24 protein-coding genes are annotated in these 24,322 nt (G+C 72.9%); 9 read left to right on the top strand and 15 right to left on the bottom strand.

Annotation, left to right across the window (positions count from 1 at the left end; genetic code table 11):
- Positions 1 to 20: 20 nt before the first annotated feature.
- Entirely contained in the window at positions 21 to 1,427 is a 1,407-nt protein-coding gene (locus ACGFNI_RS31540) for a 2-oxoadipate dioxygenase/decarboxylase family protein (RefSeq protein WP_393688495.1), read from the top strand.
- Positions 1,428 to 1,505: 78 nt separating this feature from the next.
- On the top strand, positions 1,506 to 3,089 hold the full coding sequence (locus ACGFNI_RS31535) for an aldehyde dehydrogenase family protein (protein WP_393688493.1): 1,584 nt from the start codon (positions 1,506 to 1,508) through the stop codon (positions 3,087 to 3,089).
- Between the two features lie 30 nt (positions 3,090 to 3,119).
- Here ACGFNI_RS31535 and ACGFNI_RS31530 read toward each other — a convergent pair whose 3' ends face one another.
- Entirely contained in the window at positions 3,120 to 3,881 is a 762-nt protein-coding gene (locus tag ACGFNI_RS31530) for a hypothetical protein (protein ID WP_393688491.1), read from the bottom strand.
- Between the two features lie 2 nt (positions 3,882 to 3,883).
- Positions 3,884 to 4,468 carry an RNA polymerase sigma factor gene (locus ACGFNI_RS31525; protein ID WP_393688489.1) on the bottom strand — a complete coding sequence of 195 codons (585 nt, stop codon included), beginning with the start codon at positions 4,466 to 4,468 and terminating at the stop codon, positions 3,884 to 3,886.
- A gap of 542 nt (positions 4,469 to 5,010) precedes the next feature.
- On the opposite strand from ACGFNI_RS31525, the gene ACGFNI_RS31520 reads away from it, so the two are divergent.
- A complete protein-coding gene (locus ACGFNI_RS31520) occupies positions 5,011 to 5,832 on the top strand; it encodes an SAM-dependent methyltransferase (RefSeq protein WP_393688488.1) in 822 nt (273 codons plus the stop codon).
- Between the two features lie 39 nt (positions 5,833 to 5,871).
- Here ACGFNI_RS31520 and ACGFNI_RS31515 read toward each other — a convergent pair whose 3' ends face one another.
- From ACGFNI_RS31515 to ACGFNI_RS31475, 9 genes are all read right to left on the bottom strand, one after another.
- Positions 5,872 to 6,294 (bottom strand): PTS-dependent dihydroxyacetone kinase phosphotransferase subunit DhaM, encoded by a 423-nt coding sequence (locus ACGFNI_RS31515; protein WP_393688486.1) that lies wholly within the window; start codon positions 6,292 to 6,294, stop codon positions 5,872 to 5,874.
- Positions 6,291 to 6,857, bottom strand: a complete 567-nt coding sequence (gene dhaL / locus ACGFNI_RS31510) for a dihydroxyacetone kinase subunit DhaL (RefSeq protein ID WP_393688564.1) — start codon at positions 6,855 to 6,857, stop codon at positions 6,291 to 6,293. The genes ACGFNI_RS31515 and dhaL overlap by 4 nt, the downstream gene beginning before the upstream one ends.
- A 140-nt stretch (positions 6,858 to 6,997) precedes the next feature.
- The gene (gene dhaK, locus ACGFNI_RS31505; RefSeq protein WP_393688484.1) at positions 6,998 to 7,990 is read right to left on the bottom strand and encodes a dihydroxyacetone kinase subunit DhaK; all 993 of its coding nucleotides are present in this window, start codon (positions 7,988 to 7,990) and stop codon (positions 6,998 to 7,000) included.
- A gap of 136 nt (positions 7,991 to 8,126) precedes the next feature.
- Entirely contained in the window at positions 8,127 to 9,128 is a 1,002-nt protein-coding gene (gene hpaD, locus ACGFNI_RS31500) for a 3,4-dihydroxyphenylacetate 2,3-dioxygenase (RefSeq protein ID WP_393688482.1), read from the bottom strand.
- Positions 9,125 to 10,615 (bottom strand): 5-carboxymethyl-2-hydroxymuconate semialdehyde dehydrogenase, encoded by a 1,491-nt coding sequence (gene hpaE / locus ACGFNI_RS31495; RefSeq protein ID WP_393688480.1) that lies wholly within the window; start codon positions 10,613 to 10,615, stop codon positions 9,125 to 9,127. The genes hpaD and hpaE overlap by 4 nt, the downstream gene beginning before the upstream one ends.
- Complete coding sequence (gene dapA, locus ACGFNI_RS31490; protein WP_393688478.1) at positions 10,612 to 11,544, bottom strand: 4-hydroxy-tetrahydrodipicolinate synthase; 933 nt, start codon at positions 11,542 to 11,544, stop codon at positions 10,612 to 10,614. Before dapA ends, hpaE begins: the two co-directional genes overlap by 4 nt.
- On the bottom strand, positions 11,541 to 13,019 hold the full coding sequence (locus ACGFNI_RS31485; protein ID WP_393688476.1) for a fumarylacetoacetate hydrolase family protein: 1,479 nt from the start codon (positions 13,017 to 13,019) through the stop codon (positions 11,541 to 11,543). Before ACGFNI_RS31485 ends, dapA begins: the two co-directional genes overlap by 4 nt.
- Positions 13,019 to 14,470 carry a 4-hydroxyphenylacetate 3-monooxygenase, oxygenase component gene (gene hpaB, locus ACGFNI_RS31480; RefSeq protein WP_393688474.1) on the bottom strand — a complete coding sequence of 484 codons (1,452 nt, stop codon included), beginning with the start codon at positions 14,468 to 14,470 and terminating at the stop codon, positions 13,019 to 13,021. Before hpaB ends, ACGFNI_RS31485 begins: the two co-directional genes overlap by 1 nt.
- Positions 14,471 to 14,502: 32 nt before the next feature.
- Entirely contained in the window at positions 14,503 to 15,012 is a 510-nt protein-coding gene (locus ACGFNI_RS31475) for a flavin reductase family protein (protein WP_393688472.1), read from the bottom strand.
- 246 nt (positions 15,013 to 15,258) lie between these two features.
- Here ACGFNI_RS31475 and ACGFNI_RS31470 point away from each other — a divergent pair, with 246 nt between their 5' ends.
- Positions 15,259 to 15,798, top strand: a complete 540-nt coding sequence (locus tag ACGFNI_RS31470; RefSeq protein WP_393688470.1) for a MarR family winged helix-turn-helix transcriptional regulator — start codon at positions 15,259 to 15,261, stop codon at positions 15,796 to 15,798.
- Between the two features lie 57 nt (positions 15,799 to 15,855).
- Here ACGFNI_RS31470 and ACGFNI_RS31465 read toward each other — a convergent pair whose 3' ends face one another.
- From ACGFNI_RS31465 to ACGFNI_RS31450, 4 genes are all read right to left on the bottom strand, one after another.
- The gene (locus ACGFNI_RS31465) at positions 15,856 to 16,593 is read right to left on the bottom strand and encodes a Clp protease N-terminal domain-containing protein (RefSeq protein WP_393688468.1); all 738 of its coding nucleotides are present in this window, start codon (positions 16,591 to 16,593) and stop codon (positions 15,856 to 15,858) included.
- 82 nt (positions 16,594 to 16,675) lie between these two features.
- The gene (locus ACGFNI_RS31460) at positions 16,676 to 17,389 is read right to left on the bottom strand and encodes a M24 family metallopeptidase (protein ID WP_393688466.1); all 714 of its coding nucleotides are present in this window, start codon (positions 17,387 to 17,389) and stop codon (positions 16,676 to 16,678) included.
- A gap of 63 nt (positions 17,390 to 17,452) precedes the next feature.
- Positions 17,453 to 18,262: a sugar phosphate isomerase/epimerase family protein gene (locus tag ACGFNI_RS31455; RefSeq protein WP_393688464.1), complete on the bottom strand. Its 810-nt coding sequence runs from the start codon at positions 18,260 to 18,262 to the stop codon at positions 17,453 to 17,455.
- Between the two features lie 5 nt (positions 18,263 to 18,267).
- The gene (locus ACGFNI_RS31450) at positions 18,268 to 19,422 is read right to left on the bottom strand and encodes a DUF993 family protein (RefSeq protein WP_393688462.1); all 1,155 of its coding nucleotides are present in this window, start codon (positions 19,420 to 19,422) and stop codon (positions 18,268 to 18,270) included.
- A 318-nt stretch (positions 19,423 to 19,740) separates the two neighbouring features.
- Here ACGFNI_RS31450 and crcB (ACGFNI_RS31445) point away from each other — a divergent pair, with 318 nt between their 5' ends.
- The 5 genes from crcB (ACGFNI_RS31445) (at position 19,741) to ACGFNI_RS31425 (ending at position 24,256) form a co-directional block, all read left to right on the top strand.
- Positions 19,741 to 20,205, top strand: coding sequence for a fluoride efflux transporter CrcB (crcB, locus tag ACGFNI_RS31445; RefSeq protein ID WP_393688562.1), 465 nt, complete (start codon positions 19,741 to 19,743; stop codon positions 20,203 to 20,205).
- Positions 20,202 to 20,555, top strand: coding sequence for a DUF190 domain-containing protein (locus ACGFNI_RS31440; protein ID WP_393688461.1), 354 nt, complete (start codon positions 20,202 to 20,204; stop codon positions 20,553 to 20,555). The genes crcB (ACGFNI_RS31445) and ACGFNI_RS31440 overlap by 4 nt, the downstream gene beginning before the upstream one ends.
- A complete protein-coding gene (gene crcB, locus ACGFNI_RS31435) occupies positions 20,552 to 20,929 on the top strand; it encodes a fluoride efflux transporter CrcB (protein ID WP_393688459.1) in 378 nt (125 codons plus the stop codon). The genes ACGFNI_RS31440 and crcB (ACGFNI_RS31435) overlap by 4 nt, the downstream gene beginning before the upstream one ends.
- Before the next feature lie 248 nt (positions 20,930 to 21,177).
- A complete protein-coding gene (locus ACGFNI_RS31430; protein ID WP_393688457.1) occupies positions 21,178 to 22,614 on the top strand; it encodes an MFS transporter in 1,437 nt (478 codons plus the stop codon).
- Between the two features lie 79 nt (positions 22,615 to 22,693).
- A complete protein-coding gene (locus tag ACGFNI_RS31425) occupies positions 22,694 to 24,256 on the top strand; it encodes an FGGY family carbohydrate kinase (protein WP_393688455.1) in 1,563 nt (520 codons plus the stop codon).
- Positions 24,257 to 24,322: the final 66 nt, after the last annotated feature.

Raw genomic sequence — 24,322 nt, 5'->3', positions numbered from 1 at the left:
CGCACACACCGGAGGTCCGCATGGTCCCCACCTGGCGGCTGCGCGCCGCGTTCGCCCGCCGGCTGTCCGAGATGTACGGCACCGAAGTACCCGCCTACACCACGCTGCTGACCGTGACGGGCCAGATCAACGACGAGGTCGCCCGCCGCGACGAGGACGCGGGACGGCTCGGCGGCATCGACCGGGTCACCGCCGAGCGGCACGGCGCCATCCGCGTCGGCACCCCGTACGAACTGCGCCAGGTCGCGCAGATCTTCGCCGCGTTCGGGATGCACCCGGTCGGCTTCTACGACCTGCGGGACGGCGGCGCGGGCGCGGTGCCCGTCGTCTCCACCGCCTTCCGGCCGACCGACCCCAAGGAACTGGAACGCAACCCCTTCCGGGTCTTCACCTCCCTGCTGACCCCCACCGACCGCCGGTTCTTCGACGCGGAACTGTCCGCCAGGCTCACCACCTTCCTCGCCCGCCGCACGCTCTTCCCGCCGGAACTCCTGACCCTCGCCGGACGCGCCGAGACCGGCCGCGGCCTGCCGGCGGAGTCCGCCGCCCGCTTCGTACAGCTCGCCGTCGCCGCCTTCGCGCTGTCGCCGGAGCCCGTCGACCGCGGCTGGTACACCGAGCTGGAACGGATCTCCGCGGTCGCCGCCGACATCGGCGGGGTGGCCGCCACCCACATCAACCACCTGACCCCACGCGTCCTGGACATCGACGCCCTGTACCGGCGGATGGGGGAGCACGGCATCACCATGATCGACCGGATCCAGGGACCGCCGCGCTGGGACGGCCCCGATGTCCTGCTGCGGCAGACCTCCTTCCGCGCCCTCGCCGAGCCGCGGGCCTTCCGCGAGGCGGACGGCAGCGTCACCGAGGGCACGCTGCGGGTGCGGTTCGGCGAGGTCGAGGCCCGCGGCATCGCCCTCACCAGGGCGGGACGGGCCCGCTACGACGCGCTGACGACCGAGACCGACCAGCGGTCCGACGACGGCGACGGGGCGGCCAGGCAGCGCACGGCCCGCGCGCTGTGGGAAGCCGGCTTCCCCCGCACCGAGCGCCAACTCGCCGCCGAACAGCTCGCGTTCTTCACCTACCGCCCCGCACCTGGACACCCGCGCGACGGCCGGCGCCCGCCCGCCGGGCTCACGGAACTCGTGGACCAGGGATGGCTCACCGCCGACCCCGTCGTCTACGAGGACTTCCTGCCCCGCTCAGCCGCCGGCATCTTCCGCTCCAACCTCACCGGCGACGGCGTCCACGACACCGACCGCACCGGCACCCCCTTCGACGCCCAGCGCCTCGCCGAGGCCATCGGACGCCCCGTCCTCGACCCGTTCGTCCTCTACGCCGCGCAGCAGGACAGCTCGCTGCGCCGGGCGCTGCACACCATCGGAGCCCACGAAGCCCTCGCGTCCCTGGACAGCGGGGGCTGACACCGCGCCAGGACCTGCCGCAGCGGACCACCGCCCGTTCCGCCACCGCCCACCGACCGCGCCCACCAGGAGTCCGTCATGAGCCGTCCCACCCCGCCCGCAGCCGAACCGCTCCTGCCCACCACCGACGCGCTGCGCACCCGCGCCGCCGCGGCCCTGCGCCGTTGCGGTGCCGACCCCGCGGCCCTCGCGGCGCTCTCCGGAGGCGGCAGCCCGACACCCGCCACCCTCACCTCCCGTACGCCGCTCACCGGCGGCACGCTCGGCGTCCTGCCGGCCACCTCACCGGACGGGGCCGACGCCGCGGTCGCCGAGGCGCACCGCGCGTTCCAGGAGTGGCGCACCGTGCCGGCGCCACGGCGGGGCGCCCTGGTCAAACGGCTCGGCGAACTGCTCACCGAGCACCAGGAGGACCTGGCCGACCTGGTCACCGTGGAAGCCGGAAAGATCAGGTCAGAGGCGCTCGGCGAAGTGCAGGAAATGATCGACATCTGCGACTTCGCGGTCGGCCTCTCCCGGCAGCTCTACGGCCGCACCCTCGCCAGCGAACGTCCGGGCCACCGGCTCGCCGAGACCTGGCACCCGCTCGGCGTCGCCGGAGTTGTGACGGCCTTCAACTTCCCGGTGGCCGTCTGGTCCTGGAACACCGCCATCGCCCTCGTCTGCGGCGACACCGTCGTCTGGAAGCCGTCGGAACTCACCCCGCTCACCGCCCTGGCCTGCGCCGGACTCCTCGGCCTCGCGGCGGCGGACACCGGCGCGCCGCCCGGGGTGCACCGGCTGCTGCTCGGCGGCCGTGACTGCGGCGAGCGGCTGGCCGACGACCCGCGGGTGGCCCTGGTCAGCGCGACAGGATCGGTACGGATGGGCCGCGCCATCGCGCCGCGGGTGGCCGCCAGGTTCGGCCGGGTCCTGCTGGAACTCGGCGGCAACAACGCCGCCGTCGTCGCCCCGTCGGCCGACCTGGACCTCGCCGTACGCGGCACCGTCTTCTCCGCCGCGGGCACCGCGGGACAGCGCTGCACCACCCTGCGCCGGCTGATCGTCCACGAGGACATCGCCGACCGCCTGCTGCCACGGCTCGTGCACGCCTACGGCCACCTGCCCGTCGGCGACCCCTTCGACGCCGCCACCCTGGTCGGCCCGCTGATCAGCCCCGCGGCCCGGGAGGCCATGGACGCGGCCCTGGCCACCGCGCAGAAGGACGGCGGCACCCTGCTGGCCGGCGGCGAACGCCACCTCGCCCGGCAGGCGCCGGACGCCGCGTACGTCCGCCCGGCGCTCGTCCGCATGCCGGAGCAGACGGAGATCGTCCGCACGGAGACCTTCGCGCCGATCCTGTACGTGCTCACCTACCGCACCCTCGACGAGGCCGTCGCCCTCAACAACGGTGTCCCGCAGGGCCTTTCCTCCAGCATCTTCACGCGCGACCAGCAGGAGGCCGAGCGCTTCCTCGCGGCGGACGGCTCGGACTGCGGCATCGCCAACGTCAACATCGGCACGTCGGGCGCCGAGATCGGCGGCGCGTTCGGCGGCGAGAAGGAGACCGGCGGCGGCCGTGAATCGGGGTCCGACGCCTGGCGCTCCTACATGCGCAGGGCCACCAACACCGTCAACCACTCCGCCGCTCTGCCGCTCGCCCAGGGCGTCAACTTCCTGTGACCCGGCCCCTCTTGGCGCTCGGGGCGCGGCTCAGCGGGCCCGGCCCAGGTCCCGCACGAGCGTCGGCGAGGGGTGCGGGATCTCGCCGAAGTCCTCGTCGTCGCTGTCCACGGTCAGCCGGTTGATGACGTTCTCCAGCGCCGTGGGCAGCGTCGGCGCGAGGCCGCTGTGCCACTGGACGAGGAGGTTGTGGCGCGCGGAGTCGGGCAGCAACTGCTGGTCGTCGAAGGCGGGCACGGTCCTGCGCTCCTCGTCGGGGGCGTGCGCCGCCTGCTCGCGCCAGTACGCGGCGTCCCGGAACTCGCCGTTGCGGCGGTGCGAGAGGTAGAGGCAGTAGGCGGCGGTCCTGCTGCCCGCGCCGGAGCCGAAGTGCCACCAGAAGTGCGCGGCCTCGGTGCGTCCCGTGATGTGCAGCAGGCACGCGAAGACCAGCGCGCCCTCCGGGTCGATGCGGTGGTCGTTCACCAGCCGTTCGAGGCTGGCCGCCGCAGCCGCCGCGTTGACCACCAGCGCGCAGGCCAGGTCGAGTTCATGGGTGGCCTCGTCGCGGGCGCTGAGGTACGCGCTGGGCGCGCCGGCGTCGCTGCGCCGGGTGCGGACGGTGTCGGGCCCGGCCGCCGGCCACGGACCGCCGTCGTCGGCGGCGCTGTCGAGCCCGTCGAGCCCGTCGAGCACGCCGAGATCGTCCAGATCGGCGAAGCCGGCCAGGCCGGTGATGTCCGATACGTCGGCCGCGGCGTTCAACAGGGCCTCGACGGTGTTCCTGCGGCCTGCGTGATGGGTGGGTGCCATGTTCAGTTCCCCCTTGGGCTTCCTTGGTCCATGCCGAGCGCGGCGGCGAGCTTGCGCTTGCCCCGGCTCGCGTGCGAGCGGACGGTGACCTCGTCGACGCCCAGCAGCGCGCCGATCTGTGCGTCGCTGTAGCCGATCACGTGCCGCAGCACGATCACGTCGCACTGCCGCTCGGGCAGCCTGGCGATCGCCGCGTACAGCCCCAACTGGCTCTCCAGCAGCGCGAACTGCTGCTGGCATTCGCGCAACAGGGCCTGGGTGACCACGGCGAAGGCGGCGGTCTCGGTCAGCGCCGTGGGCTGCTGGTGGTCGTAGAGCCACTCCACGACGCGTTCCTTGAGCACCGACCAGGCGTACGCCTCCACCGACGCCTGCCGCAGGGCGTGCGGCCACAGCGCGGCCAGTTGCCGGTAGGCGGCCCGGGTGACGTCGGCAGCTGCGGCCTGGCTCCCGGTGTGCAGGTAGGCGTAGGTCAGCCACTTGCGGGCGTGCGTGGAGTGGAACGCCTCGAAGGTGAGGGACAGATGACGGCTGCTCTCCCGTTCCGGTTCCGCGCCGGTCGTGCGCGGGGCGCTGTATCTGCTCATGTGCGCCTCTTCTGCGTCGGCCGTCCTGGTCGCCACCGCGCGCGGTCGCAGGCCAGGCGCGCACCGGCGACCGCGCGCGGGCGCCAGGGGAGTGCGGCCGATGCCGCTGGGCGGGCGTGCGCCTCCACACACGCCGGCAGGAGTCGGTCCCGGTCTGCGCTCACGAGCCGTCCTCGTTCCGTTCGCCGTGCGCCGTCGCACGGGGCACCGGAGGTGCCTGAGGCGACGGGAGGACGGTTGTCCTCTCTTCCAATGAACAGGAAAGGAGGGCCATTTGTGGCACCCGGAGCCAAGAAATCTTCCGTTGGGTATTCATATGACTACGCATGGCCCCGTCATCTTTGCCTGGCATGACTGTGCGCCCGGCGTACGCCGCCTCATCGCGCACCGTTCCACGCGCTCGTGCGCCCCGGGCATGATCCGGCGCCCGCGGGGCAGGGCTCTCCCCGCCCGCGGACAGTGACGTGCCCCGGAATCCGATGCCACAATCGATCATGGCCGCCGGTCCGTGCGGCCCGCCGTACCAGGGGAGGCAGCGCGCGATGAGCGACCACGAAAGGCCCGCGGTGGACCTGCAGTTGGACCGGGCCCACTCGTCCCGCATCTACGACTATTTCCTCGGCGGCAAGACCAACTTCCTCGCCGACCGGATGGCGGCCGGCAGCGTCCTGGGGGTCTTCCCCGCCGCGCTGGTCGCCGCCCGCATCAACCGCGAGTTCATGCACCGCGCCACCCGGCTCCTCGCCGAATCGGGCATCCGCCAGTTCCTGGACATAGGCACCGGCATCCCGACCCCGCCCAACCTCCACGACGTCGCGCAGCGCGTGGCACCCGATGCCCGGGTCATCTATACGGACAACGACCCGATCGTCCTCGCGCACGCCGCGGCGCTGCTGCTCAGCACCCCCGAAGGCCGCACCGCCTACGTCCAGGCCGATGTCACCGAACCCACCGGCATCTTGACGGCGCCTCAGCTCCTGGAGGCCCTCGATCTGGAGCAGCCGGTCGCGCTCAGCCTGAACGCCCTGATGCACTTCGTCACCGACGAAGGACGGGGCCGGGCGCACGCCATCGTCGACTACCTCAAGGACGCGCTGCCCAGCGGCAGTGTCCTGGCCATGACCCACGCCACGACGGACTTCGCGCCCGAGGCGATGGGCAAGATCGTCAAGATCTACCGCGACGCGGGCACCGAGCTGCAGTTCCGCAGCCGCGCCGAGTTCGCCCGCTTCTTCGACGGCTGGGAGCTCCTGGAGCCCGGCATAGCCCTCTCCCACCAGTGGCGCCCCGACCGGCCCGAGGACGCCACCCACGTCACGGACGCGGAAGCCGCCTGCTACGCCGCCGTCGCCCGCAAGCCCTGAGCCGGTCGCGCGCCCGGGGCCCGCGGGCCCCGGTGGTGCCTACTCCTTGCGGTAGTCGTACGCCTCGCCCGCCGCTGCCGCCACCGCCGCCAGGTCGGCGCCGGCCGACGCGGTGACCACGGCGGCCACCGCGCCCTCGACGAACGGCGCGTCCACCAGCCGTGCGCCATCGGGCAGTTCGTCGCCCTCGGCGAGCAGTGCCTTGACGGTCAGCACCGCGCTGCCCAGATCGACGAGGAGCGCCACACCGGCCCCACCGTCCACGGCGTGCGCCGCCCGGACGATCAGGTCAGCGCTGGTGCCAAGGCCGCCGTCCGGGGTGCCGCCCGCCGCGGCGATCGGAGCCGTCGCGCCGCCGCCGGCCAGACCCGTGGCGAGCGCGGCGACGGACTCGGCCACCGGGCCGCTGTGCGACACCAGCACGATGCCGACCTGCCCGGACCCGCCGCCCGTGCCGCTCACTTGGCGGCCTCCGCGAGGGCCGCGAACAGCAGCGCCGACGACGTCGCCCCCGGGTCCTGGTGCCCGACGCTGCGCTCCCCGAGGTAGCTCGCCCGGCCCTTGCGGGCCCGCATCGGCACGGTGGCCAGCGCGCCCTCGTCGGCCGCGGCTGACGCCGCGTCGAGTGAGGCGGCCAGCGCCTCGACCGCCGGGTCCAGCGCGTCGAGCATCGTCTTGTCGCCCGGCGCCGACCCGCCGAGCTGTCCCACCGCGTCCACTCCGGCGCGCAGCCCGGCGCGCAGCTCGTCGACGGTGACCCGCTCCGCGTCGCCGAGCGCCTTGCCCGCGCGCCGCAGCAGCGTGCCGTACAGCGGGCCCGAAGCGCCGCCCACCGTCGACACCAACTGCCGCCCGGCCGCCATCAGTACGGCCCCCGGAGTCGCCGGGGGCTCCTCCTCCAGCGCTTTGGCGACGGCGGTGAAACCGCGCCGCATGTTGCTTCCGTGATCGGCGTCGCCGATGGCGGAGTCCAGCTCGGTGAGGCGGTCGGCCTCCCGGTCGACGGATGCGGCGGACGCCGTCATCCAGCGGATGAAGAACGCGGCATCCAGGGCCGATTCGGACACGGACTGCTCCTCTGCTGCTCAGTTCACGGACAGGTACGGGCGGGCGGCGGCGGGCTCGGGGACGGCAGCACGTCGCGTCGCCTTCCGGCTCGTCGGTCTCAGCGGCCCCAGCGCAGCCCCGGTGTCTGTACCGGAGCGTCCCACAGGCGGAGCAGCTCCCCGTCCACCTGGCACAGCGTGACCGAGGCCCCGGCCATGTCCAGTGAGGTGACGTAGTTGCCGACGAGCGTACGGGCCACCGCGACCTCGCGCTCGGCCAGCACCCGGTGCACCTCGGCGGTGAACCCGTACAGCTCAAGCAGCGGCGTCGCCCCCATGCCGTTCACCAGCACCAGGACCGGAAGCCTTGGCTCCAGGTCGGTGAGGACGGCGTCCACCGCCACGTCCGCGATCTCGTGCGAGGTCATCATGGCGCGCCGCTCGCGCCCCGGCTCGCCGTGGATGCCGACCCCCAACTCCAGCTCTCCCGCGGGCAGATCGAAGGTCGGGCTGCCCTTGGCCGGGGTCGTGCAGGGGGCGAGCGCCACCCCGAAGCTGCGGGAGCACGCGACGACCTGCCGGGCGACGGCCTCCACCCGCTCCAGCGGCGCGCCCTCGTCGGCGGCGGCCCCGGCGATCTTCTCCACGAAGAGCGTGGCGCCGGTGCCGCGCCGCCCTGCGGTGAAGGTCGAGTCGGTCACCGCCACGTCGTCGTCGATGAGCACGCTCGCGACCTGGATGCCCTCGTCCTGCGCCAGCTCCTCCGCCATCCGGAAGTTGAGCACATCGCCCGTGTAGTTCTTGACGAGGAACAGGACGCCCCGGCCGCTGTCGACGGCAGCCGCCGCGCGCACCATCTGGTCCGGCACCGGCGAGGTGAACACCTCACCGGGGCAGGCGGCGTCGAGCATCCCGGGGCCGACGAAACCGCCGTGCAGCGGCTCGTGCCCGCTGCCGCCCCCGGAGACCAGCCCGACCTTTCCCTCGACCGGCGCGTCCCGCCGCACGATCACCCGGTTCGCCACGTCCACGACCAGCTCGGGATGGGCCGCCGCCACCCCGCGCAGCGCGTCCGCCACGACGTTCTCGGCGACGTTCATGAGCATCTTCAACGGTTCCTCCTGTGCGGGTGCCGGTCAGGCCCCAGGGGCCTCACCCGACGTCGGCAAGCTCGTGGACACCCTCCAGTATCGAAGAGGCGCGCCCGATCGGGGAGCGACGCGTCGTGGACCGGCACCGACTCACCCCTCAGCCCAGCCCGTCCGCGCCGATCCGCAGCGCCGACTCGTCCAGCAGGGCGTCGGAAACCGTCCGGGGCGTGCCGTCGAGGCCGAGGACCGGGGTGGCCTCCTTGTACCAGGATTCGATCACCGCGTTGCCCCAGAAGTCGCGGCGCCGGTCGTCGTGGACGTTCCAGCGGTAGGTCTCGTGGTCGGGGTCGCCGGTGTAGTAGTCGGAGGTGTAGATCTCCACGCGGTGCCCGTCGGGGTCGCGCAGATAGAGGTAGAAGGCGTTGGAGACGCCGTGCCTGCCGGGGCCGCGCTCGATGTGGTGCTGCTTGCGCAGCGAGCCGAAGAGGTCGGCGCAGCGCAGCACTTGATGGGACTCGTGGGTGGCCACCCCCACGTGGTGGAGACGGGGCCCGGCGCCGCCGGTGAAGGCGACGTCGTGGACGGTCTGCTTGCGGTACATCCACGCTGCGTACAGCTCGTGCGCGTCGCCCTCGATGGTCTCCGAGCAGCCGAAGCCGAGCGACGCGTAGTGGGCGTAGGCGGCGGGGATGTCGGGGGTGCAGATGTTGAAGTGGTCGAGGCGGGCGATCTCGGCGCCGTGGCGGATGTCGTAGCGCTGGATGAGCCGCTCGGCGTGCTCGATCTCGTGGAAGAACTCGACGGGGAAGCCGAGCGGGTCGATGACGCGTACGGCGTCGCCCACACCGCGTGTGCCCTGGCCCTTGGGGACGCGGCGCACCGGCAGGCCCCGCGCGGTGAAGAACGCCGCCGCCCGCTCGACGTCGTCCGGTGTGCGCACCCGGTAGGCGAGATGGCCGAGGGCGGCGGCCTCGCCCGTGCGCAGGACCAGGGAGTGGTGAGTCAGCTCGTCGGTGCCGCGCAGGTACAGGGAGGTGGCGTCCTCGTACTGGAGGTGGAAGCCGAGCATGTCGACCCAGAACCAGCGGGCCGCGGCGAGGTCGGTGACGACGAGTTGGGCGTAGGCGGCGCGGATCACGTCGGGCACGGGGGTGTTCACGAGGCGGCTCCGAAGCGCGGGGTGTGCACCGCGCCGAGCGCGACGTGCACGATCTTGGATTCGGTGTAGAAGTCGATGCTGTGGGCGCCGCCTTCCCGGCCGATCCCGCTGGCCTTGACGCCGCCGAAGGGGGTGCGCAGGTCGCGTACGTTGTGGGAGTTGAGCCACACCATGCCCGACTCCACGGCGTGCGCGATGCGGTGGCCGCGCTGGAGGTCGCGGGTCCAGATGTACGCGGCCAGGCCGTACCGCGTGGCGTTGGCCAGGTCGACCGCGTCGGTCTCGTCGTCGAACGGCGCGACGGCCACCACCGGGCCGAAGATCTCCTCCTGGAAGATGTGGGCGTCGCGTGGCACGTCGGCGAAGACGGTGGGCCGGAGGTAGTTGCCTTCGGGCAGGTGCGCGGGGCGCGTGCCGCCCGCGACGAGCCTGGCTTCCTGCCGCCCCGCCGCCACATGGCCCAGGACGCGTGCGTAGTGCTCGGTGTGGACGAGCGCGCCCACCTCGGTGGCCGGGTCGGACGGCGGGCCCACGACCACGCGCCCGGCCCGCTCGGCGAGGCGGCGGGTGAACTCCTCGTACAGCGGGCGCTCGACGAGGACCCGCGAACCGGCCGTGCAGCGCTCGCCGTTGAGGGAGAACACCCCGAACACCACCGAGTCGATGGCGGCTTCGACGTCGGCGTCGGCGAAGACGACGACCGGGGACTTGCCGCCCAGCTCCATGGAGACGGTCTTCAGGTGCTCGGCGGACGAGCGGAGGATGTGGCGGCCGGTGGCGGTCGAGCCGGTGAACGAGATCAGCGGCACGTCCGGGTGGTCGACCAGGGCCTGGCCCGCCTCGTCACCGATGCCGTGCACGAGGTTCACCACCCCGTCGGGCACCCCGGCCTCGGCGAAGATCTCCGGCCAGAGCGAGGCGGACAGCGGGGTCCACTCGGCGGGCTTGAGCACCAGCGTGCAGCCGGCGGCGAGCGCGGGGGCGAGTTTCCAGCTCTCCAGCATGAAGGGGGTGTTCCAGGGCGTGATCAGTCCGGCGACTCCGACGGGCGTCCGTACGACATAGCTGATCTGGTCCCCGCCCTGACGGAACGCCTCCTCGCCGAGCGCGACGATGACGTCGGCGAAGTAGCGGAAGTTCTCGGCGGCGCGCTTGGCCTGCCCGCGGGCCTGGGTGATCGGCAGCCCTGAGTCGTAGGACTCGAACCGCGCGAGCCGGTCGTGGCGGGACTCGACGGCGTCGGCGACGCGGTGCAGGACGTGCGCGCGGGCGCGCTGGGACAGTTGCGCCCACGGTGCCGCCGCGGCGCGGGCGGCCGTCACGGCCCGGTCGACGTCGGCGGCCGAGCCCCGCGCCGCCCGCGCGTAGGGGGTGTTGGTGGCGGGGTCGGTGACGGGGAAGGTGCGGCCGTCGGCGGCGTCGGCCGGCTCGCCGCCGATCCAGTGCCGGATGACCGAGGGCAGTCCCTCGGGGGTGTGGGGCGTCATGCGGTTCCTCCGATCTGCGCGGTGAGGCCGCCGCCCGCGGCGAGCAGCTCCCGGACGCGGGTCAGGCCGGCGTCGGTGGGCGGGATGAGCGGGGGGCGTACGTGCGCGGATGCGATGCGGCCCTGCTGGGCGAGCACCCACTTCGCGGGGGCCGGATTGGTCTCGACGAACAGCAGGTCGACCAGCGGGTGCAGGCCGTAGTGCAGTGCGCGGGCCGCGTCGAAGTCGCCCGCATCCCAGTGCTCGTACATGCGGGCCACGGCGGCCGGCGCGAGGTTGGCGACGGCCGACACGAATCCCGCGCCGCCGAGCGCGAGCAGCGGCAGGCACAGCAGCTCGATGCCGGACCACACGAGCAGGGACCGGCCGCAGGCGTGCAGGATGCGGGAGAAGTGCTCGAAGTCCTTCGTCGTCTCCTTGACGCCGACGAAGTTGTCGAACTCCGTGAACAGCCGGCGCACGGTCTCGGGCGCCAGGTCGACGGCCGTGCGCGAGGGCACGTTGTACGCGACGATCGGCAGGCCGGGGAACTCGCGGGCCACCGTGGCGTACCACCGGTACAGCGCCTCCTGGGTGGGGCGCGCGTAGTAGGGGGTGATGACGAGCGCCGCGTCCGCGCCCAGTTCCTGGGCGGCTGCGGTCATGGCGAGGGTCTCGTCGAGCTTGTGCGAGCCGGTGCCCGGCAGGAACGGCACCCGCTCGCCGATCTCGTCGGCCGCCGTGCGCATCCCCGCGATCCGCTCGGCGACGGACTGCGCGCTGGGCTCTCCGGTCGACCCGCCGAGCGAGATGCCGTGCGAGCCGGACTCCAGCTGGAAGCGGATCAGCGCCCGCAGGCTGTCGTGGTCGACGGCGCCTTCGGCGGTGAACGGGGTGACGACCGGGGCGATCGATCCGCGGATCGTGGCCGGGTCGCTGCGGAACCTCACTGGTGGCCTCCTTCGTCGGGTCCGGGTCCGGGTCCGGGCCCGGCGCTCCGGTCGTGCCGTGCGCACCAGGCTTCGTACGGGGCGCGCCAGGCGGGGCCGAGCGGGTACAGGCCGTCGATGCCGTCTCCTGCCGTCACCCGCTCGGTGATGAACCGTTCCTGGCGCTCCTGTTCGCGGCAGTCCGCGATCAGTTCGTCGGCGAGGCCGGGGGGTACGACCACCACGCCGTCGTCGTCGCCGGCCAACAGGTCGCCGGGCTGGACGAGCGCCCCGCCGCAGGCGACCGGTACCCCCGTGTCCCAGGGCACGTGACGGCGGCCGAGCACCGAGGGGTGCGCACCGCCGTGGAAGACCGGCAGGCCGGTGGCGGCGACCGCCGCGCTGTCCCGCAGCCCGCCGTCCGTCACCACACCGGCCGCGCCCCGCTTCAGTGCGCGCAGCGCGAGGATGTCGCCGAGGGTGCCCGCGCTGGTGTCGCGTCGGGCGTCCATCACCAGGACGTGCCCGGTGCGCAGCTCCTCGATGGCGCGTTTCTGGGCGTTCAGGCCCGTTCCGTGGTGCCGGAACAGGTCCTCGCGCAGCGGCAGATAGCGCAGGGTGTGCGCGACACCCACCATGCGGGTGCCGGCGGCGGCCGGATGGACGCCGTCCACGGACATGTGGGGCAGTCCGCGCCCGCGCAACTGCGCGCTGAGGGTGGCCACGGCGACCGAACGCAGTCCGGCGTCGATGCGCGGGTCGAGCAGCGGCTGCGGCGGGTACTCAGGGCCGTGGGCGGCGGCGCGCTCGGCCGGGCCGGACGCGGGCAGGGCGCCGTACGGGGCGAGCGGTCCGCCCGCGGCAACGCGGTTGCGCAGCCGCCCTGTTGAGGCGCTGCCGCCGGATACCTCGACCTCCACCACGTCGCCCGGTGTCACGACGGACGCGCCCGCCGGGGTGCCGGTGAGCAGGACGTCGCCCGGCTCCAGCGTGACCAGCCGGGACAGGTCGGCGACGAGCTGTCCGAAGGGGAAGAGCAGCGTGTCGGTGGTGTCGTCCTGCACGGCGTCGCCGTTGACCCAGGTGCGCAACCGCAGGGCGGCCGGGTCGAGCCGGCGGGCGTCGAGCAGGCGCGGGCCGATGGGGGTGAAGCCGTCGCCGCCCTTGGCGCGGAGGTTGGAGCCGCGGTCGGCCTGGCGCAGGTCGTACAGGCCCGCGTCGTTGGCGGCGGTGACCCAGCGCACGTGCGACCAGCCGTCGTGCGGCGTCACCCGCTGCGCGCGCTCGCCGATGACCAGCGCGATCTCCCCCTCGAACGCGAGGAGTTCGCAGCCGTGCGGCCGGACGATGGCGTCCCCGGTGCCCGCCAGTGAGGACGGCGGTTTGAGGAAGTAGGAGGGCTGGGAGGGGGTGCGTCCGCGTTCCTTCGCCCGGCTGGGGTAGTTGAGGTGCACCGCGATGATCTTCGACGGGGGTGTGCCCAGCGGGTGCGCCATCAGGAGCGCTCCAGGAACGCCTGGACCTTCGCCTTGTACGGCTCGCGGTCGTACGACGTCACATACGCGCCGGCCATCCGTACCGGGTCGCCGAAGAAGTAGTACTCGTACAGCGCCTGGCGTCCGGAGAAGGCCGAGATGCAGGTGTCCCAGACCAGCCGGAAGAGCTTGACGCGGTCGGGCCCGGTGAGCGTCGCGGACTGGAGGTACGCCTCGATGTCGGCGGCTGCCGGGCCGCTGAGGTCCAGTTCGGTCGGGGTGGCCATCAGGCCGGACGCACCGAGTTTGCGCAGGATCTCGGGGAAGCGCTGGTAGAGCTTGGGGTAGAGGTTGCGGGCGGCGTTGAGCGGGGCGAAGGCGGGGGTCAGCACGCCGTACGCGTTGATCTCGGCATCGGCCTCCGCGGCCCGCAGGAAGGCGCGGAGCATCTCCAGGGTGGCGATGATCTCGGCGATGTCCCCCTGGACGTGCGGGAACTGCTCGATGCCGATGGCTTCGGTCAGCAGCGAGACCAGGCCGAGTATGTACTCGGTCTTGGCGGTGGTGCGGGTGACGACCTGGTGGGTCATGTGCACCATGGACGAGGTCTGCGCGTAGAAGCCGTTGCACAGTTCGGCGTCGCCGAGGGCGAAGCAGCGCTCGTACGGCACGTGCACGTCGTCGAAGACGACCACACAGTCGGACTCGTCGAAGCGCGAGCCCAGCGGGTGGTCGTGGGACGGCCGGCCGAGGTCGAGGGGCTCGCGGGCGAGGTAGCGCAGGCCCTTGGTGTCGATGGGGAGGGCGAAGGCGTACGAGTACGGCTTGTCATCGGGGGTGCCGCGCAGCACGGTGGAGGGGAAGACGAGGATCTCGTCGGCGAACGGCGCGCTGGTGGCGAGCATCCGGGCGCCGCGGATGACCACGCCGTTGTCGTCCTCCTTGACGATGCGCGCGGCGAGCTTGCCGCCGCCCTGCTGGGGGCCCGCGACCGAGCGGTTGACCTGCGGCGGGATGAGGGTGTGGGTGCACAGCAGGTCCGCTTCGCGCACCCGCTCGTAGTAGCGGCCGATGTTCTCGCCGAAGGCGGGGTCCGCCTGCGCGAACCAGTCGGCGGCCGAGGCCAGCGCCATCAGCGAGCTGTTCAGGAAGTCGCCGGTGCGGCCCAGCATGCCGTTGCTGTGGTCGGCCCACACCTTGAAAGCCTTACGGCGTTTGACCAGGTCGTCGGGGGTCCGCGGGGTCAGGAAGGACGTGCCGACGGGGTCGCCCGTGGTGGGGGACGGGTAGGTCAGGACGTCCTTGTGCGCGGGGGAGTGCTGGAGGTCGTACAGCTCGGCGTAGGTGCGGACCACGTTGCGGAAGGCGGGGTGGTCCTGGATGCCGCCGGTGCGGGTCTCGCCCTGGATGTGCACGGTGGGGCGGGAGGCGGAGAGTCGTTCCAGGAATTCCTTGCCGGTGCGTGCGGCCATGGGGGGGCTCCTCGAAGACGTGCGGGTGCGGGTCAGTTGAGGTGTTCGATGCCGTCGGCTGACTCGGTGGCGGTGCCGAAGCGGCTCCAGGCGTAGGTGAGGGCGTCGCCGTCGCGGTGTCCGGTGCCGGTGACGCGGCCGACGACGAGGGTGTGGTCGCCGCCGTCGTACGCGCGCCAGGGCTCGCAGGCCACCCAGGCGAGCGGACCGGCGAGGCGGGGCACACGGACGCCGGTCGCCCAGCGGGGCTCGGCGGCGCCCCGATTTCCGGCGAACTGCCGGGCCAGCGCCTCCTGTTCGGCGCCGAGCACGTTGACGCAGAAGGACCGGCCGGTCAGCGGGTCGTGGCTGCGGGCCCGTCGGGCGACGCTGATCAGCACCAGTGGCGGGTCGGTGGACACGGAGGTGAAGGAGTTCATGGTGGCGCCCCGTGGACTGCCGTCGTCGTCCACGTAGGTCACGACGGTGACTCCGGTGGCGAAGCGGGACAGGCAGGCGCGCAGGGCGCCGGGGCTGGGTGGGGCGGCGAGGGTTTCCGGCATGGGTACTCACCTGTTCTGCGAAAACGGGTGACACGGGTGAAGTGGAGGTACCGCGCGGTGCGTTGGGAAGGGGGCCGGTGCGGCTGCTCCTGGCGGGCGGGCCGGGGACAACCGCACCGAAAGAAACGATCAAAGCTTTGATTAATCGGCGACGTTACCGCCGGATGCCGACGCTGTGAACCCCTCCGTACGAAGTTCCGCCCGGCCCGCCCGGAGGCCGTGCCCGGCGCGGCCTACACTCCCGGTGTGCCCCAGGAACAGCCGGACAACGAACACTTGCACTTCTGGTCCTTCATCGACCACGCCGTGTCGCGCACCGCCCGCGAGCTGCCCGGCGTGGATCCGCTCGCCATGCGCCTGGTGCTCACCCTGCACCGCGCCGCAAACATGCTCGTCTACGACCTGGAGTCCACCGTCCACCGGCCGCGCGGCTGGTCGTGGCCCGGCTTCCGGGTGCTGTTCGCCGTCTGGCTCGCAGCTCCCGTCGAGGCGAAGAAGGTCGCCGAACTGTCCGGGATGAGCCGCGCCGCGGTGTCCGCACTGGTGAGCACCCTGGAACGGGACGGCCTTGTCACCAAGGAACGCGCGCCGCACGACGGCCGCGCGGTGCACCTGGGGCTCACCGATGACGGCATGCGGGCCATCTCCGGCGCGTTCAGCGCCCACAACGAGCGCGAGCAGGAGTGGGCGGGTTCGCTGAGTCCGGACGAGCAGGCGACCCTGATCTCCCTGCTGGAGAAACTCACCGCCCACTCCACCCACTTCGAGGCCAAGCACCGGGCGTGAAGCGCGGGCGGCCGACGGGCCCCGGGGGAGGGGACCGCCGGCCGCGGGTCCTGAAGGTCAGCCCTGTTGGCGCGCGGCGATCAGGGCGGCGATGGCCGCACCGATGTGGGCCTCGGCCCGCGCCTTGTCGATGCCGAGGCCGGTGAGCACGCCTGCGCCGTCCTCCAACTCCAGCAGTGCCAGCAGGATGTGCTCGGTCCCGATGAAGTTGTGGCCCAGCCGCAGGGCCTCCCGGAACGTCAGCTCCAGGGCCTTCTGGGCCGCCGCGTTGTACGGAATCAGGTCGGGCAGCTCACCGGCCGCTTCCGGCAGCACCGCGAGCGCCGCCTGCCGTACGGTCTCCAGCGGCACGTCCTGCGCCACGATCGCGCCGGCGGCGATGCCGTCCGGCTCGTGCAGCAGGCCGAGCACGAGGTGTTCGGGCCTGATCTTGTCGTTGCCGGCCGCGCGGGCTTCGTTCTGCGACGCCATCGCGACGTTCTTCGCCCGCTCGGTGAACCGGCTGAACCCCTGCCGGGGATCGAGGTCCGTCTCCCCTGACTCCTTGGTGACGAACCGCTTCTGTGCTGCCTGCCGGGTGACGCCCATGCTCCGGCCGATGTCGGTCCAGGAGGCGCCGGAGCGCCGTGCCTGGTCGACGAAGTGGCCGATGAGGTGATCGGCGACCTCGCCGAGGTGATCTGCGGCGACCACCGCGTCGGAGAGCTGGTCGAGGGCGTCGGTGTGCACCTTCTTGATGGCTTCGATCAGGTCGTCGAGCCGGACGGGATGTGTCGTGCGTTCGGGATCCACCATGCGTCAACCGTAAGTTGACGCGCGAGGTGCGTCAACCCGTGGTTGACGGTGAGTTGGTGCGGCCACCGCCGCACGCCCCGGATCAGCCGCCGGCGGACGCCCCGTCATGGCCGAGGTCGAGCAACTCCTCGTGAAAACCGCCGAAACCGCGCGCCGGATCGACGAGATGGATCTCCAGAATCCAGTGACAGCGTCGCCCGGACCTGTCGGTGCGCCGCATCGGAAGGCAACTGCCCGGGGCGATGTACGAGTCGGCCTCCGCGCCGGCCACCCTCTCGTGCGGGAACTCGCCCACCAGATGCCCCGAGTGCGGGCCGCCGAACTCCCAGCCGGCCTCCCGTGCCAGCCGTACGGCCTCGGCGTACAACTCCTCGCCCGTCACCTCCGGACGGCCCGCGAAGTACCGGCGGCCCGCCGCGAACAGCCTCGGGAGATCGTCCCGCAGCCGGTGCTTGACGGGATCGTCGCCGAGCACGAAGGTGCGTCCGAAATCCGCCTCCCACTCGTCGAAGAGCGGCCCGAAGTCGCAGAAGACGATGTCGTCATCGGCGATGACCCGGTCCGGCGGGTTACCCCGGTAGGGGTGCAGGGTGTTCGGCCCGGCGCGGACGATCCGCTTGTGCCAGAAGCGGCGGATGCCGAACATCTCGTACGCCAGGTCGCGGACCGCGTCGCTCACCGCCCGCTCGCCGCGCCCCGGCGCCACCAGACCGCGCCGCTCCACCTCGCCGAACAGCTCGGCCGCATCGGCCTGGGCCTTCAACAGCGCTGCCGCACGCGAGGATTCGTCCGTCATGCCGCTCAGGCTAGAAGTCCCGCGGCCCGTCGGCACCACGGATTCCGGCCGACGGGCCGCGCCTCACACCACGTCCAGGAACCGCTCCGCGGCCAGGTCGAGGACGGCGCGGGGCTCCTCGGCCCACCACCGGTCACTGAGGATCTCCACCTCCGCGAGCCCACGGAACCCGGCCCGCTCCACCCACCCGCGCATCCGCCGCAGATCGATGCAGCCGTCGCCCGGCATGCCGCGGCTGGAGAGCTGCCCCTCGATGGGGGTCACCCAGTCGGACACGTGGAAGCCGAGCAGATGACCGGCAGCCGCGGCGATCTGCGCTTCCAGGTCGTGCTCCCACCACACGTGATACGCGTCGACGATCACCCCGAGCTGCGGATCCCCGATCGCCTGCCGCAGCGCGTTGGCCTCGCGCAGGGACGTGACCGCCGAACGGTCGGCGGCCATCATCGGATGCAGCGGCTCCACACCGAGCCGCACCCCGGCCGCCCGCGCGTGCCCGAGCACCGCCTCGATGCCCTCCCGGATCATGGTCCGCGAACCGGCCAGATCCCGGCCGGTCACCGGGCCGCACACCAGCACCAGGACGTCCGCGCCCAGCGCCCGCGCCTCGTCGATCGCCCGCAGGTTGTCCGCCACCGCCGCGCGCCGGCCCGCAGCGGTGGGCGCGGTGAACATGCCGCCGCGGCACAGACCGGAGACGGCGAGCCCGGCGTCCGCGATCATCCGCCCCGCGGTCGCCGCCCCGTACGGCGCGATCAGATCCCGCCACGGCGCGATGCCCGCGACCCCCAGCCGCCCCGCCTCGCGCAGCAGCGCGGGCAGACCGAGGGCGCGCACGGTGACCGAGTTGATGCTGCAACGGCTCAGCTCCACCGCGCTCACCCGATCCCGTGCAGCCGCAGGTAGCCGGACAGCCGCTCCGCCGCCAGCTCCGGTTCGGGCAACAGCCCGATGTCGTCGGCCCGTTCCGCGAGCGCCACCAGATGCAACAGCCCACGGGCCGACTCCAGGCCGCCGAGCATCCGGAAGTGCGACTGGAGCCCCGACAGGTACGCCAGCCACGTCACGCCGGTCTTGTAGTGGTAGGTCGGCGCCTCGAAGAGCGTCCGGCTCAGCGGGAGAGTGGGGGCGAGGAGCGCGCGGTAGCCGGCGCGGTCACCGCTGCCGAGCCGCCGCAGGGCCTCGGCGGCGTGCGGCGCGAGCGGGCCGAAAGCACCCAGCAGCGCGTCGCTGTGACCGTGCGCGTCGCCCTCGATCAGGTCGACGTAGTGCAGGTCGTCACCGGTGTACAGGCGCACCCCCGCGGGCAGTTGGCGGCGCAGCGCCACCTCGCGGGCCGCGTCGAGCAGCGAGACCTTGATGCCGTCGATGCGGTCGGCGTGCCGCTCGATCAGCTCCAGGACCGTGCGCCGCGCCGCGTCGATGTCCGTACTGCCCCAGTATCCGCGCAGCTGCGGGTCGAACGCCTCGCCCAGCCAGTGCAGCACGACGGGCCGCTCGCTGTGCTCGCACAGCCGCCGGTACACGTCGAGATAGTCCCCGGGGCCGCGGGCGCTCGCCGCCAGCTGCCTGCTGGCCATCAGCACGGCACGCCCGCCGAGCCGCTGCACCCGCTCCAGCTGCTCGGTGTACGCGGCGCACACCGCGTCCAACGTGCTCTCTCCGGCGGGCAGTTGATCGGTCGTCACCCCCACCAGCACCTCGCCGCCCACCTCCGCGGCAGCGGCCAGCGTACGGGCGGTCAGCTCGCCGACGGCATCGGCGGGCAGGCCCGCGCCGCGCTGCGCGGTGTCCATGGCCTCGGCCACCCCGAGACCGAGGCGCCACAGCCGGCGCCGGACGGCCAGGGTCGCCTCCCAGTCGACGGCCCCTCCGGCGGCGCTCGTCCGCAGCGGGTCGGCGACCACATGGGCCGCCGCGTACGCCTTGCGGGTGGCGGGCGCGGGCCCGCTGTGCGGGACGGCGGCCGGGGCGCGCAGCCGCCTGCGGTACGTCGATCCATCGGGCCGGGGGAGCAGGACGCTGACGGTCATGGCGAATCCTCCTGGGCGGGTGCCGACGGGATGCCCGCGGGGCCAGAGGCGGCAGCCGCATCATAGGGACGTACCGGCCAGGACCCGAGAGGGCCGGCCGGACCCGTGTGGCGGGCGGGCACCCCGGCGCCGGGGACGGCGCCAGGACCCGGAGGTATCCTGATCACTGCGGTGCCCACGGGCGCCGCGCGGCGGTGGGGCCCGCCGTACCCGAACCGCGGCGACGACGCCGCCAACGGTCCCTACTTGCGATCAGGCGCGCCCGCAACCGGGCGCTCGGGCGAGTAGGAGAGATACGTGGTGAAGGCCCGGATTCCCTTGGCGAACGAACCCACCGATCCCGATGGGGATCTCCATGCGCCCGCGCAGCCGCGCCGGACGCCGCAGGGGCAGCGCGCGGTGCTCGGCGTGGTGGCACTCGGCGGCGCGATCGGGGCGAGCGCCCGGTACGGCGCCTCGCTGATGTGGCCCACCGCCGACGGCGCGTTCCCCTGGACCACCCTGGCCGTCAACGCCACCGGCTGCGCCGCCATCGGCGTGTTCATGGTGCTGATCAGCGACGTGTGGGCGGCCCACCGCCTGGTCCGCCCGTTCTTCGGCACCGGCGTACTCGGCGGCTTCACCACGTTCTCCACCTACGCCGTCGACATCCAGCACCTGCTGACGCACGGGCGGGCCGCCACCGCCCTCGCCTATCTGGCGCTCACCCTGGTCACCGCCCTGACCGCGGTGTGGACCGCGGCCACGCTCACCCGCCGCGTCGTGGAGTGGAGGCAACAGTGAGGACCACAGGACAGGCCCTGCGCGCGACGGTCTTCGTCGGCGAGAGCGACACCTGGCGCCACAAGCCCGTCTTCACCGAGATCGTGCACCGCGCGCACGCCGCAAGGCTGGCCGGCGCCTCCGTCTTCCGCGGCGTCGAAGGCTTCGGCAGCTCCGCCCTGATCCACACGACCAGGCTGCTCTCGCTGAGCGAGGACCTGCCGGTCGCCGTGGTCCTCGTCGACAGCGAGGAGCGGATCCGCTCCTTCCTGCCGTCCCTCGACGAGGTGCTGGGCGACGGCCTGGTGGTCATCGACGCCGTCGAGACCATCCGCTACACCCGCGACACCCACGGCGAGGAGGCGCAGTGAGCTGGCTGCTGGTCATCATCGGCGCTGCGGTCGGCGCCCCGCTGCGTTACCTCACCGACCGCACGGTGCAACGCAGGCACGACACCGTGTTCCCCTGGGGCACCTTCACCGTCAACGTCACCGGCTGCCTCGTCCTGGGCCTGCTCACCGGCGCGGTGGCGCACGGCGCCGCGTCCTCGCAGGTCCAGCTGCTGCTCGGCACCGGCCTCTGCGGGGCGCTGACCACCTACTCGACGTTCTCGTACGAGACGCTGCGGCTGGCCGAGGACGGCGCCCGCTTCTTCGCCGCGGTGAACGCCGCGGCGAGCCTGGTGGCGGGGCTCGGCGCGGCCTTCGCGGGGGCCGCGCTGGCCGGGGCCCTGTGGGCAGGCTGACGGCGGCCCGGCGCCCCGCAGGGTCACGGCAGTACGCCCGTCACATTTGGGTAACCTGCCGGAAACCCTTGACGTTTCTCCTGACACGTTCTTAATCTCACTGCTAGCTCGTACTTTGCAGTTCACGTGCTGCGGCGCTTTCCGCAGTGTTTTGACAGGCACAGACATAGACCACCTGTCGGTGGTTTTGTCGTGCCTGTTTTTTGTGCTCTGCACACCGCCGGCGGGTCCTTCCCGAAGGCGGATTCATGGCACAACGTCCGAGCGTCAAAGGCGTCGCCGACGTCGTTGGGCTCATCGATGGGCTGGGGAAGATCTCCGGCCGGGCGCAGATCATCTGGTTCCTCGTGTTCGGCGGGCTGTTCCTCGACGCGTACTCGAACGCCGCGCTGAGTGCGGGGCTCGGACCGATGACGGCCCAGATGGAGCTGTCCAGCACCCAGGTCTCGATCCTCACGGCCACCGCCCCGGCCCTGGCGATCCTCTTCAACCCGGTCGGCGGCTGGCTCGCCACCCGCGTCGGCCGCGTCCCTCCGCTGCTGATCGCGAAGGTCTTCGCCATCGCCGGCGCCCTGCTCGCCGCGTTCGCCGGTGACTTCACCGTCGTCTGGCTCGGCCGGGTCCTGGTGGGCATCGCCTACGGCATCGACTTCGCCGTCGCCATGGCGCTGCTCGCCGAGTACACCCCGGCCAAGATGGGCGGCCGGCTGAACCTCTGGCAGGCCGTCTGGTACGTCGCCACCACCAGCAACCTCGCGCTCGCCCTGGTCTTCTTCCACCTCGACGCCGGCGCGGACATCTGGCGCTGGTCGGTGGGCTCGGCAGGCGTGGTCGCCGCCCTGCTGCTGCTCTTCCAGTGGCTGATGCTGGCCGAGAGCCCCACCTGGCTGGCGAGCAAGGGACGGCTGGACGAGGCGGTCCGCAACCTGGACACGATCTACCGGATCAAGGCCGTCGCCGGTGCGCCCGACGAGGCCACCCTCGCCGCGACCGCCGCGCCGGCGATCGGGCTGCGCCAGGCCGGGCTGCTCTTCAAGGGCGCCTACCTGCCGCGCACCGTCCTGTCGTCGGTCATCTCGCTCGGCCAGTCGATGCAGTACTTCGCGGTCGGCTGGTACCTCCCGCTGATCAGCCTGTCGATCTTCGGTGAGAGCTTCGAGAAGGCGACCGTCGGCTCGATGGTCTTCAACGCCTTCGGCATCGCCGGCGGGCTGCTCTCCGCGTACGTCGGCCGCCGCATGGGCCTGCGGCTCAGCTCCGCCGCCGGATTCGCCGGGGTGTTCGTCGCCCTCGTGGCGATGGGGCTGACCTTCGAGAAGGTCCCGCTCGCCGTGGCGTTCCTGCTGCCGGTGCTGTTCATCCTCTGCCACGCCGCGGGCCCAGGCGCCAACGGCAAGTCCATCGCCGCGCTCTCGTACAGCAGCGACGTGCGCGCCCTGGGCACCGGCGTCACCGGGATGGTCGGCAGCTTCGGCAGCGTCGTCGGTCTCTACGTCTTCCCGCAGATCAAGGACGCGCTGGGGCTCGCCGACACCTTCCTGGCGCTCTCCGTCGTCCCGCTGCTCGGCATGCTCGTCTGCCTGGCGATCAAGTGGGATCCGACCAAGGACCACGCCACGCCCGACGCGACGACCGCCGCCGGGGACGGCGCCCCGCAATCCGCGCCTTCACCTGCCGCGCGCTGACCGGCCCCGCCGCCCGCCGCACCCCACGATGGTCCCCCTCCCCCGTACAGCTCGTGATGCTCGCAATGAAAGGGCTGCCATGACGCAGACGTTCCCCGGCGCCGCCGCACGGCGCGGAGTGCTGGCCATCGACGAGGGCACCACGGGCACCCGGGCCGGCGTCGTCCTCGATTCCGGCGCCGCCCACGAGGTGTTCTACCGCGCGATCGAGGTCAGCCACCCGGACGACCGCTCCGTCGAGCAGGACCCGATGGAGATCTGGACCGCCACCCTGGACGTCGCCCGCCGCGCCGTCGCCCGCGCCCACGAGGACGGCATCGAGATCACCGCGGTCGCCCTCTCCACCCAGCGGGCCACCGTGATGCTGTGGGACAAGGTCACCGGGCGCCCGCTGCTGCCCGCCGTGGTGTGGCAGGACCGGCGGTACGCGCAGGAACTCACCGCCTACGAGGCGGAGTGGGACGCCGTGCTGCTGGCCCGCCAGGGACGGCCGGTCGGCGCCCGCGCACCGTTCCTCTGGGTCGCCCGGCAGATCGCCGGGCACCCGGAGGTGGCCGCCGCCCACCGCGCGGGCCGGCTGGCCTTCGGCACCGTCGACACCTGGCTGATCTGGCGCCTCACCGGCGGCGCCGTGCACGCCACCACCCCCACCAACGCCGCTTCCACCGGCGGCTACCTGCTCAGCGCGCACGCCTGGGACGAGGAGTGGATCGGCCGCCTCGGCTTCCCCCTCGACCTGCTGCCCGAACTCCGCTCCGACGACGGCGGATTCGGCACCACCGACCCGGACGCGCTCGGCATCCGCGTCCCGCTGGCCGCCTCCATGGGAGACCAGCACGCCGCCCTGATCGCACTCGGCGGCCTCGCCGCGGGCCAGGGCATGTGCGTGTACGGAACCGGCGCCTTCGTCGACGCCGCGACCGGCACCACGCCCGCCCTGCCGCGGCCCGACATCACCGGGGTGCTCGCTCAGCCCGGCAGGCGGCAGGGCGACACCAGCCACTACAGCCTGGAGGCGTACACCTCCACGGCGGGCTCCGCACTGCGCTGGCTCTGCGACGACCTGGGCCTGTTCGCCTCGCCGAAGGAACTGGGCGAGGAAGCGGGCCGGGTGCCCACCAGGCCGGGACGCACCCCGCGCTTCGTCCCGGCGCTGGCCGGGGTCCGTACGCCGGTCTGGCACCCGGAGGCCACCGCGTCCCTCACCGGACTCACCCTCGCCACCACCCGCGCCGACCTGGCCCGCGCCGTACTCGACGGGATCGCCCACTCGGTGTGCGACCTGATCGACGGGGTCGCGGACACCATGGGCGCGCCGTTCACCCGCCTGCGGATCGGCGGCGGCGTCTCCGGCAGCGATCCGCTGATGCAGATCCAGGCCGACCTGACAGGACTGCCGCTGGAGCGGGTCGCCGACTCCGCCACCGCGAGCCTGCGCGGCACCGCCTACCTGGCCGGCGTCGCCCAGGGCCTGTGGTCCTCGCTCGAAGAGGCCGTCGACGCACAGCCGCGCGGCCGGATCTTCGAGCCGTCGGTCGACGAGCGGGAGCGGACCGCCCAACGGGCCGACTGGCGCGACCTGTTGGCGGCACACCTCAAGGACCCCGCACTGCAGCCCGACCCACCGCACACCCCCCACTGACGGCCCGTTCCGTCATACGGACGGCCGCCAGGACCCGACCCCGCGGCCGTCGCACCGAAACACCAG

Origin of the sequence: Streptomyces sp. NPDC048644 (assembly GCF_043199105.1) — a bacterium.
Lineage (GTDB): Bacteria > Actinomycetota > Actinomycetes > Streptomycetales > Streptomycetaceae > Streptomyces.
Note: the sequence above shows the minus strand (reverse complement) of the source record. Positions and strands in the feature narration are given on the sequence as shown.